General features: G+C 53.6%; 10 protein-coding genes. 1 reads left to right on the forward strand and 9 read right to left on the reverse strand.

Annotated features, from left to right (window positions below; translation table 11 throughout):
• From gmk to ACVBDQ_RS01165, 4 genes are all read right to left on the reverse strand, one after another.
• Nucleotides 1-618, reverse strand: a complete 618-nt coding sequence (gmk, locus tag ACVBDQ_RS01150; RefSeq protein ID WP_011230667.1) for a guanylate kinase — start codon at nucleotides 616-618, stop codon at nucleotides 1-3.
• A gap of 11 nt (nucleotides 619-629) precedes the next feature.
• The gene (gene remA / locus ACVBDQ_RS01155; RefSeq protein WP_011230666.1) at nucleotides 630-893 is read right to left on the reverse strand and encodes an extracellular matrix/biofilm regulator RemA; all 264 of its coding nucleotides are present in this window, start codon (nucleotides 891-893) and stop codon (nucleotides 630-632) included.
• 56 nt (nucleotides 894-949) lie between these two features.
• Entirely contained in the window at nucleotides 950-1825 is an 876-nt protein-coding gene (locus ACVBDQ_RS01160) for a YicC/YloC family endoribonuclease (protein WP_020278162.1), read from the reverse strand.
• 88 nt (nucleotides 1826-1913) lie between these two features.
• Nucleotides 1914-4586: a cation-translocating P-type ATPase gene (locus ACVBDQ_RS01165; RefSeq protein ID WP_014195410.1), complete on the reverse strand. Its 2673-nt coding sequence runs from the start codon at nucleotides 4584-4586 to the stop codon at nucleotides 1914-1916.
• A 315-nt stretch (nucleotides 4587-4901) separates the two neighbouring features.
• Here ACVBDQ_RS01165 and ACVBDQ_RS01170 point away from each other — a divergent pair, with 315 nt between their 5' ends.
• Nucleotides 4902-6641 carry an Rqc2 family fibronectin-binding protein gene (locus ACVBDQ_RS01170; protein WP_446663005.1) on the forward strand — a complete coding sequence of 580 codons (1740 nt, stop codon included), beginning with the start codon at nucleotides 4902-4904 and terminating at the stop codon, nucleotides 6639-6641.
• A 204-nt stretch (nucleotides 6642-6845) separates the two neighbouring features.
• Here ACVBDQ_RS01170 and ACVBDQ_RS01175 read toward each other — a convergent pair whose 3' ends face one another.
• The 5 genes from ACVBDQ_RS01175 to pyrE form a co-directional block, all read right to left on the reverse strand.
• Entirely contained in the window at nucleotides 6846-7409 is a 564-nt protein-coding gene (locus ACVBDQ_RS01175) for a Uma2 family endonuclease (protein WP_014195408.1), read from the reverse strand.
• A gap of 65 nt (nucleotides 7410-7474) precedes the next feature.
• Nucleotides 7475-7696 carry a PIN domain-containing protein gene (locus ACVBDQ_RS01180; RefSeq protein ID WP_014195407.1) on the reverse strand — a complete coding sequence of 74 codons (222 nt, stop codon included), beginning with the start codon at nucleotides 7694-7696 and terminating at the stop codon, nucleotides 7475-7477.
• A gap of 117 nt (nucleotides 7697-7813) precedes the next feature.
• Nucleotides 7814-8056 carry a hypothetical protein gene (locus tag ACVBDQ_RS01185; RefSeq protein ID WP_011230660.1) on the reverse strand — a complete coding sequence of 81 codons (243 nt, stop codon included), beginning with the start codon at nucleotides 8054-8056 and terminating at the stop codon, nucleotides 7814-7816.
• A gap of 234 nt (nucleotides 8057-8290) precedes the next feature.
• Nucleotides 8291-8788 carry an RHS repeat domain-containing protein gene (locus ACVBDQ_RS01190; protein WP_190304882.1) on the reverse strand — a complete coding sequence of 166 codons (498 nt, stop codon included), beginning with the start codon at nucleotides 8786-8788 and terminating at the stop codon, nucleotides 8291-8293.
• A 153-nt stretch (nucleotides 8789-8941) separates the two neighbouring features.
• Nucleotides 8942-9565 (reverse strand): orotate phosphoribosyltransferase, encoded by a 624-nt coding sequence (gene pyrE / locus ACVBDQ_RS01195; protein WP_014195405.1) that lies wholly within the window; start codon nucleotides 9563-9565, stop codon nucleotides 8942-8944.
• Between the last annotated feature and the right edge of the window lie 121 nt (nucleotides 9566-9686).

A 9686-nucleotide genomic window follows, 5' to 3' on the forward strand; every position in this document is an offset into this window, starting at 1 on the left:
TCATTCCACCCCCAACATCCGTTTATATCGCTCAGCGACGCGTTCGCGCCGGCAATGTTCGGCGATGACGATCGCCTTGATCCGCTCGCAGGCGAGCTCCACTTCATCATTTTCCACGACATAGTCGTACTCGTCCATCATTTCAAGCTCCTCTTTCGCCGCCCGCAGCCGATTTTCAATCAGCTCTTTCGACTCGGTGCCGCGTCCCATGATCCGCTTTTCAAGCTCCGTGAGGCTTGGCGGAGCAAGGAAAATGAAGAGCGCCTCTGGAAACGCCCGCCGTACTTTCATCGCTCCCTGCACTTCGATCTCTAAAAACACATCTTTCCCTTCGGCAAGCGTCTTCTCCACGTAGTCGATCGGCGTGCCATAGTAGTTGCCGACGTATTCCGCCCACTCGAGCAGCTTGTTTTCCCGAATCATTTGTTCAAACTGCTCGCGCGTGCGGAAGAAGTAGTCGACGCCTTCCACTTCGCCTTCGCGCGGCTTGCGCGTCGTGACCGACACCGAATAATGAAGATTGATGTCCGGCTGTGAAAACAGCGCCTTGCGCACCGTTCCTTTGCCAACGCCAGACGGACCCGACATGACGATCAACAACCCACGTTCGTTCTTCAACGCCCAAAACCCTACCCTTCCTCGGAGAAATCGTCGCTTCCATATAAGCGGTTCGCCACCGTTTCCGGCTGCACGGACGACAAAATGACGTGATCGCTGTCCATAATGATGACGGCGCGCGTCCTCCGCCCGTGCGTCGCGTCAACAAGCTTGCCGCTTTCGCGCGCATCTTGAATGATTCGTTTGATCGGCGCCGAATCAGGGCTGACAATCGTAATGATGCGGGCGGCTGACACCATGTTTCCGTACCCGATATTGATAAATTTCATCATCATGACACGCCCACCTGCCATATCCGATATTGTTGCCGCCAATAAGTCGTTTTAAACAGTTATTCCACGTTTTGCACTTGCTCGCGCATTTTCTCAAGCACGCTTTTCATCTCAACGACTTGCGCGGCAATCAGGCTGTCGTTTGCCTTGGCGCCGATCGTGTTGACTTCCCGGTTCAACTCTTGCACCAAAAAGTCCAGCTTCCTCCCGATCGGTTCGTCCATTTCTAAGGCGTCTGCCATTTGCGCCAAATGGCTGCGGATGCGTTTCAATTCCTCATGAATGTCCGCCTTTTCGGCAAACACCGCCACTTCTGTGAGCAGGCGCGCCTCATCGACCGGAGCGGGCGCCCATTCGCGCAGGCGGCGCGCAAGCCGCTCGCGGTATTGTTCAATAACAAGCGGCGCCCGCTGTTCAATGGCTTCCACCCCGGCTTCGACTTCATGAAGACGGGCGCGCAAATCCGCGGCAAGCGCCTCCCCTTCGCGCCGGCGCATGGCAACAAGTGCCTTTGCCGCTTCATCGACAGCGGTCAAAAGCAGCGGCTCGACCTCCTCGTTCGCTCCTTCCTCTTCCACCACTTCGACCGCCCCATCAAGCCGAAGCAGCTCGGCCGCCGTCACGCTGCCGTCAACAGCAAATCGCTTTGCAGCCTCCTGCAACCCGGCCCAATATTGGCCGAGCAAATCCCAATCAATATGTACGTTCCGCTTTACAAGTCCTTCGCCGGCGATCGTGACGAACACTTCCACTTTTCCGCGCCGCACGTACGGCAAAATTGCTTTCTTTATTTTATCCTCAAACACGAGCCATTGTCTAGGGAGGCGAATGGAAATTTCGCAAAACCGGTGGTTGACCGATTTCATTTCCACCGCCACCATCAAACGATCCGTTTTTTTTGTGCTTGCGCCGAAGCCGGTCATGCTGTAAACCATATCATCACATCCGTCGTTGCCTTGATGAAAAAGAAAAGGTCATAGAGCGTTCCTCTATCACCCTTTTTATTATAACATATCCATCCTTTTATTTTCTCGTAAAAAGCGAGCCAGCAAACAAAAATGTCGGCAAGGCGGACAAGCCAATGATGAGCAGCCAATCGACTGTTGCGAGCGGCTTCGTATGGAACACTGCGGCAAGCGGTGGGTAATAGATGACGACAATGAGCAAAAGCAGCGACACGATCACCGCCGCGACAAGGTATATGTTCCCGAACGGACTGCGGTCAAAAACCGAATGGTCGCAACGGCAGTCGAACACATGGATCAATTGGGCCAACACAAGCGTCGCAAACGCCGCCGTCTGGGCGTAAACGAGATCCTCGCCGCTCCGTTCATAGGCGGTCAGAAACGCAGCCAGCGTAACAACGCCGATCAAAAAGCCGCGGCTTACGATTTTCCAGCCGAGCCCGCGGGCGAACACCCCTTCATCGGGACGGCGCGGCGGCCGCTTCATCACGTTTTCTTCTGGTTGGTCGAGCCCGAGCGCCATGGCTGGCAAACCATCGGTGACAAGATTGACCCATAAAATTTGAATCGGCACGAGCGGCAGCGGCAAGGCAAGCAGCATCGCAAACAACATGACGAGAATTTCCCCGACGTTCGAGGCAAGCAAGTAGCGGATAAACTTGCGAATGTTTTCGTAAATGTTGCGCCCCTCTTCGATCGCGGCCTCAATCGTCGCAAAGTTGTCATCCAACAAAACGAGCGACGCCGCCTCTTTCGCCACCTCTGTCCCCGACCGGCCCATGGCGACGCCAATATCGGCTGCTTTCAGAGCGGGCGCATCGTTCACCCCGTCGCCGGTCATGGCAACAATATGGCCGCGACGCTTGAGGGCGTTGACAATTTTTAACTTATGCTCCGGAGCGACGCGGGCAAACACGTAAATCTCATCAACTACGCGTTCGAGCTCATCGACCGACAGCTTCGACAACGCCGCACCATCCATCACTTTTCCGCCAGGCGGCAGCACGCCAAGCTGTTTGGCGATGGCGGTGGCTGTCAACACATGATCGCCGGTGATCATCACCGTTTTCATGCCTGCCTCTTTGCATCGCGCCACTGCTTGCTTCACCTCAGGGCGCGGCGGATCGATCATGCCGGCGACGCCGAGGAACCGAAGCTTTGTCTCCGCATCCTTCTCCGACTCGATCCGTTCCGTTTCCGCAAGCAGCCGATACGCGACGGCGATCGTGCGCAAGGCGGAAGACGCCATCTGGCGAATCGCCTTCTCGATCGTTTCTTTCCACGCCGGGGTCAGCATCTGCTCGCGGCCGTTCCATTCAAGGCGGTCCGCCCGCTCAAGCAGCACATCGGGCGCCCCTTTCGTCACGACAAACCGACGGCCGTTTCGGTCGCGGACGATCACCGTCATCATTTTCCGCTCGGAATCAAACGGAAACTCCTGTTCGATCGTGTACTCACGCAAAAGCATTCCTTTCGCCAATCCAGCTTTGGCCGCCGCGACCAGCAGCGCTCCTTCCGTCGGATCGCCGTCGACGTAACGCCGGCCGTTTTCCTCTTTCAACTCCGAACTATTGCAAAGCACCCCCATTGTCAACAGGCGAGCGAGCTGGGGAACGCGGTTCGGATCAACCGTCCGGCCGCGTTCAGAAAACTCGCCATCCGTTTCAAGACCAACGCCGCTTACCGCAAATGTCCGCCCGCCTGCCCATACTTGCGTGACGGTCATCATGTTTTCCGTCATCGTCCCCGTTTTGTCGGAACAAATGACCGAAGCGCAGCCGAGCGTTTCCACCGCCGGAAGCTTGCGGACGATGGCGTTTCGTTTGATCATCCGCTGCACGCCAAGCGCCAAGACGACCGTCACAATGGCCGGCAACCCCTCCGGAATGGCGGCGACCGCGAGCGACACACCAGCCAAAAACATTTCATACAGGTCGTGCCCTTGAATGACACCTACGGCCACGACCGCTGCCGTCAGCGCCAATGCGACGACAAGCAAAATTTTCCCAAGCTGCTCGAGCCGGCGCTGGAGCGGGGTTGCCCCCGCATCCGCCTCTTCGAGCATCGTTGCGATTTGTCCCATCGCTGTTTTCATCCCAGTGGCGATGACAATCCCGACCCCATTCCCTCTTGTCACGAGCGTCCCCATAAACGCCATATTGTGCAAATCGCCCAACGACGCCTGTGCTGTATGAAGCGGGGCGGCGGATTTGGCCACCGGCACTGATTCGCCCGTCAGCGCCGACTCCTCGATTTCCAGGCCGGCCGCCTCAATCAAGCGGATGTCGGCCCCGACCCGGTCGCCGCTTGCAAGTCTCACCACATCGCCGACAACAAGCTCGCGCGTGGGGACTTTCACCCACTCCCCGCCGCGCAACACAACCGCTTGCGGAGCGGACAACCGTTTTAAGGCGGCAAGCGACTTTTCCGCCCGCCGCTCCTGGATAAACCCCAGGATGGCGTTCATGATCACGATGACGACAATCGCCACCGCATCCACATACTCGCCTAAAAACGCGGAAATCACCGTCGCCAAAAGCAACACAAGCACCATAAAATCTTGAAACTGGCGAAAAAAGACAACGATGGCCGACTCCTTCTTCCCTTCCGCCAGCTCGTTGTACCCGAACTGCCGCAGCCGTTTTTCCGCCTCCGCCGCAGTAAGCCCGGTCTTGACATTCGTCTTCGTCTCGTGCGCGACATCGCTTGCCGCGAGCGTATGCCATTGCATCTGTCTCCCTCCGTCCTTCCATTTTTTTCGCACGCCGTTCCCGCTTCTCTATGCTTATTCATACATGTCCCAAAAAATGATAGTCCCCGCCATGATGTTTAGCGACACAAACATAAGGAGTCGTGGGGCCCTTTGCCACGCCATCTCCCCCATAAGGGAAAAAATCGTGTCAAAAAAGCGGGCCTCCCCATTTTATGCAACATGTTCGTCGGGCATCTTCGTCCGTCTTCAGGTAATATTCAAAGAAATGTTCAAAACGGCGGGTCGTATGGTAAGATCGAAATAGCAAACAAACGAAATAGAAAGGTGTTTTCCATGTCCTTTGACGGAGTGTTTACGTACGCCATTGTCGGTGAACTCGAAGAGGCGCTTGCGGGCGGGCGGATCACGAAAATCCACCAGCCGTCGGCGTATGAGATCGTGCTGCTTGTGCGCGCCCGGGGCCATAACCATAAAGTGATGCTGTCGGCGCATCCGACGTACGCCCGCGTCCATTTGACAAACGAAACGTACAACAACCCATCCGAGCCGCCGATGTTTTGCATGCGGCTGCGCAAACAGTTGGAAGGAAGCGTCATCGAAGCGGTCCGCCAAGTCGATTTTGACCGCATCATCGTCATGGACACAAAAGGCCGCGACGAACTCGGCGACGTGCAGACAAAGCGGCTCATCATTGAAGTGATGGGCCGCCATAGCAACATCATCCTCGTTGATGCATCGACCGACACGATCATCGACAGCTTGAAACATTTGCCGCCGTCGGTCAACCGCTACCGGACGGTGCTTCCCGGGCATCCGTACGTCGCCCCACCGACGCACGGCAAGCTGAACCCGCTTGAGGCGACGGAAGAAATGGTGCTGAAAAAAATCGACTTTCACGCCGGCAAGCTCGCCCATCAGCTTGTTTCCGCCTTCAGCGGCATTTCGCCGCTATTTGCCAATGAGGCGGTGTTCCGCGCTGGACTCGCCAACCGGACGACGCTGCCGAAAAGCTTCCTCGCGCTCATCGATGACGTTCGGCACCGCCGCTTTGCCCCGATGATGTACACGAACGGGGAAAAAGAATGGTTTTACGTTTTGCCGCTTAAGCACTTAAAAATCGAAGGCCAACCGTTTGCGAGTGCAAGCGAGCTATTGGACCGCTTTTATTTCGGCAAGGCCGAGCGCGACCGCGTCAAGCAGCAAGCTCATGACATCGAGCGTCTCATGGCGAACGAAAAGGCGAAAAACGAGAAAAAGCTCCTAAAGCTCGAACAGACGCTTGAAGAAGCAAAGAAAGCCGACGTTTATCGACTGTACGGCGAACTGCTCACCGCCCATTTGTACGCCATAAAGCGCGGCATGACGGAAATCGAGGTCGCAAACTACTACGACGAAAACGGAGGCACCATCACCATTCCGCTCGACCCGCAAAAATCGCCGTCCGAGAACGCGCAACAGTACTTTCAAAAATACCAAAAAGCGAAAAACTCGTTCGCCGTCGTTCAAGAACAAATCGAGCGGACGAAAGAAGACATCGCCTATTGCGACACGATTTTAAGCCAGCTTGAAACCGCCTCGCCGAAAGATGTCGAGGAAATCCGCGACGAGCTCATTGAACAAGGCTATTTGCGCCCGCGCGCGGCGAAAGGAGCAAAAAAGCGCAAACCAACCGCGCCCGAGCTTGACCGCTACGTCGCAAGCGACGGCACGGAAATACTCGTTGGCAAAAACAACAAACAAAACGATTATCTCACGACAAAGCTGGCCCATAAGGACGATGTTTGGCTGCATGTGAAAAACATTCCCGGCTCGCACGTCGTCATCCGGAACAAGCAGCCGTCTGACGAGACGCTCTTGGAAGCGGCGAATCTTGCCGCCTACTTCAGCAAAGCTCGCCACTCCGGGTCGGTGCCTGTCGACTACACACACATCCGCTACGTGAAAAAACCGAGCGGCGCCAAGCCGGGGTTTGTCATTTACGAACACGAGCAAACGCTCTACGTCACGCCGGATGAAGAACTCGTCCGCGCCATGAAACAACGGCAAAAACAACAAGCGGCAAAACCATCGTAAACCCGCCCCAATGACCGCCCAACACGGCATCGGGCGATCCGCGCGAACTCCCGCAAACCGAAACGGTCTAGTGCCGCATAAAAGACAGCGGGCTGTCTGTAAGACCAGCTGCATTGGCCTTACGGACAGCCCGCTTTGCAAACTTGTCGAGTCAACCACAAGCCGCCATCACGAATGCAACTCCATGCACGTCTGCCATCCGTCTCAACGAAACATATCCTCAAGAGCCACTTGAAGCCCAGGAAAGCATGCCGACTGCACCACACCCGTTCCCGCTTTCACATCCGCCTGCTCATACAGTCCTTCCTCGTTCAGCGTATAGACGGTAATCGCCTCTTTCATCGGATTGACGATCCAATACTCTTTCACATCGTACGCCATATACAAATTGAATTTGGTCACTAAATCGTGCGCCTGGTTGGAAGGGCTCAAGATCTCAACGATAAGAGTAGGCACGCCGACATACTTCGTTTCCGTAAACCCTTTTGAATCGCAAATAACGCTTAAATCCGGAATGACGACTTTGCGATCGGGAAACTTGTCGCTAGCCAGTTCAATATCGGTCGGCGCCGCAAACACGTTGCACGGCTTCCCACGAAAATAAAGGCCCAATTCGGTATGAAGGTTGCTCGAAACAAGCTGATGCTTGATGCTTGGCGACGGAGCCATATACACAGCGCCATCAATATATTCAAGCCACTCATCGCTTTGTTCCCGCAACGCCCAATATTGCTCGTACGACACATTGGAAAACCGAGGCAAGGACATCGGCATCTTCTCCTTTGTCGCTTACATATTCCCCAAAAGAAGAACGCAACAGCCGTAATGGCCGGCTATTCCTCAAGCATCTTATCCAGCTTCTTATCAAAAGTATACACTTGATATCCCTTCACTTTGTTATAGGCGTATAAAAGGGTATCGACAAAGTCCAAGCGCCTTTTGCCAAACAGAGCAAGCGCCTCCTCTACGACCTCGATATCATCCACCTCGATATTATCGTATTTGAGCAATTCTAAAAGAATATCGCTGATCTCGTCATTTTTTACGTTGTACACTTTTTCAAGAACATTACTTCTCTTAGCAACAATACTTTGTTATCTTCAATAATCGTTGCGGCTTTGCCCGACAACTCATCATGGTCATTAAGCAGATATCTTAAAATAATATTCGCATCAATGATTTTCATATTGATCCACCACAGCTTTAGACCAAGCATCGCTTTCTCGGGCTTGCAAAGTCTCATTTTTATATTTGGACAGAGCCCCTCTTAGATTCCTTTTTTTTGGCTGTTCCAAATCTTCTTTATCCGCATAAGGAAGAATAATGACTTCCACTTTTCTATTTTTTAATGATTGAGGCAAATCGATGATCTTTTCTAAGTCATTGCTGTTTTTGATTACTCTTACAAAATCCATAACGTTTTCACTCCTTTCAAGGAAGATGGATCCTTTTAAACATATTATACCCGTTCATTGTACATCATGAGATGAAAATTCACTTTACGATCTATATAGACTCCCATGACAAAAAGATTTCGTCACCATCGAAGGGATGAAAATGCCGCTATGTCGAACTCTGAAACCTTGCACATTTTGAAGTTCGGGTATTTTCAGGATAGAAAAACTTTTTTAACGTCAGATATCCCTTCTTCAATCATACGTGTACTCTTTCTTGTTTCCTTTCTTATCGTACTCGCTTAACAAGTTTCCTACGGCATCATAATTCTTTTTCGCCACATAGCCTTCTTCATCCACTTCTTCCGTGACATCATTTCCGCTGGCATCGTATTTGTTTTTCGTCACCACGTTTCCTTCCATGAGCCGGATCGCGTCAAACCATACCGTTCCCGTGTAATTGCCGCGGAAGACAGCGGATATGTCGATTTTATCAATTGGCTTGGAAGGTTGAATCGAAACGGCGGCACGGTTCCAATCTTGATTGCCAGCAGGGAAATCCGCAGGTGTGAGTAAAATATTTGTAGGTGAAATGGAGAATGCGAATGGTTGCTTGTGATGATGATCGTGACCACTAAGCGAAATGCTGTAAATGATCATTTTATTTGAATGCCAAGCCACCCGTTTTTTCTGTGAACATAACCATCCACGAATGGTTATGTTCATGCTTGGTGGTGAGCGAAACTTGCTCATGTTCAGAAAACCCACGAAATATTGACGACATTAGACGCTGTCGCACTCCGTTTTTCCCCATGGAATGACGCCGATGGCGAGTGAGTCATCTCCCCGCTTCGTCCATGACAAAAGCGCGAACCATCCTTTGGTCCGCGCTCCTCTTTTCCTCTTTTAGCTCCCCCACTCCTCCGGATTCTCCCGCCATTGCCGCAATGTCGCCAGATCGTGTTCGCTGACGGCGCCAAGGCGGACGGCCGTTTCGATGAGGGTGTTGTAGTCCGTAAGCGTGTAGGCAGGCAAATTCTCTGCGGCAAACGCCTGTTTCGCTTTTTCGAGCCCGTATGTGAAAATGGCGGCGACGCCCAGCACCTCGCAGCCTGCCTCTTTCAAGGCGCGGACGGCCGCAAGCGAGCTGCCGCCCGTCGAGATCAAGTCTTCGATGACGACGACGCGCTGGCCCGGTTCGGCTTGGCCTTCGATTTGTTTTCCTTTGCCGTGTGCTTTCGCCTGGCTGCGGACGTAGCACATCGGCAGCTCAAGCCGCTCGCTCACCCAGGCGGCGTGCGGGATGCCGGCGGTCGCCGTGCCGGCGATGAGGTCCGCTTTAGGGAAATGGGTGCGGATGAGTTCGGCGAGGCCGTCGGCGATCAGGCGGCGCACGCCGGGGTAAGCGAGCGTCAGGCGGTTGTCGCAATAAATCGGCGATTTCAAGCCCGAGGACCAGGTAAACGGTTCATTCGGCTGCAGGGCGACCGCCCCGATTTGAAGCAGTTTGGCGGCGATGTCGTGTTTCATCCTATTTCGCGCAGGAGACTCCCACTTCAACGACCAAAGGGAGTAAGTGGGAGAGGAATGCGCGTTCCCCCCTTTCTTTTGTGTATGATATAATAAAGGCGTGGAGAAAACCGTTCAATAA

This window comes from Geobacillus sp. CCR (assembly GCF_052906625.1).